The sequence below is a fragment of the Streptomyces cellostaticus genome (assembly GCF_001513965.1).
Classification (GTDB): Bacteria; Actinomycetota; Actinomycetes; order Streptomycetales; family Streptomycetaceae; genus Streptomyces; species Streptomyces cellostaticus.
In genome coordinates this window covers 1-514 of the sequence record NZ_KQ948107.1, presented here as the reverse complement: position 1 = coordinate 514, position 514 = coordinate 1, and the positions used below count along the sequence as shown (strand labels likewise).

Genomic DNA, 514 nt, shown 5'->3' with positions numbered 1-514 from the left:
CCACTCCGCCCGGCCCTCACCCCGGACCACAGCAGCCACCGAGCCGTCCAAGTGCTCGTCCAGGCCCACGCAGACGGCATCGAAAGTCTCCGCGAACACAGGGAACGCCTCGTAGAGTTCCCGGCCCATTCCCAGCCGCTGCGCACCCTGGCCCGTGAACACGAAGCCGACCTTCCCGACCGCACCCACTGTTCCCGTGACCACGCCTGCGACCTCACGACCGCCGGCCAGCGCATCAAGCCCCGCCAGGAGTTCTTCCCGGTCTGCGCCCAGCACCACAGCCCGATACTCCAACGCTGCCCGGGTCCTGGCCAGCGACCAACCCACATCGGCCACACCCGCATCCGCACGGTCCTGGACGAACCCCGCCAGTCGCTCCGCTTGCGCGGCCAAACCGGCAGCCGACCGTCCCGACACCAGCCACGGCACCACCGGCAACACCACACCGGTCTCGCTGTCGGCAGGGTCGGTGTTGGTGTTGGGGGTGTCGTCGGCAGGGGCTTGTTCGATGATG

The 514-nt window shown here is 69.3% G+C and carries 1 protein-coding gene; it reads right to left on the bottom strand.

Going from position 1 to position 514, the window contains the following annotated elements; all coding sequences use genetic code 11:
• Nucleotides 1–514: KS-MAT linker domain-containing protein (locus tag AQI88_RS42240; protein WP_482258166.1), on the bottom strand; the 514-nt coding region annotated here is incomplete at both ends.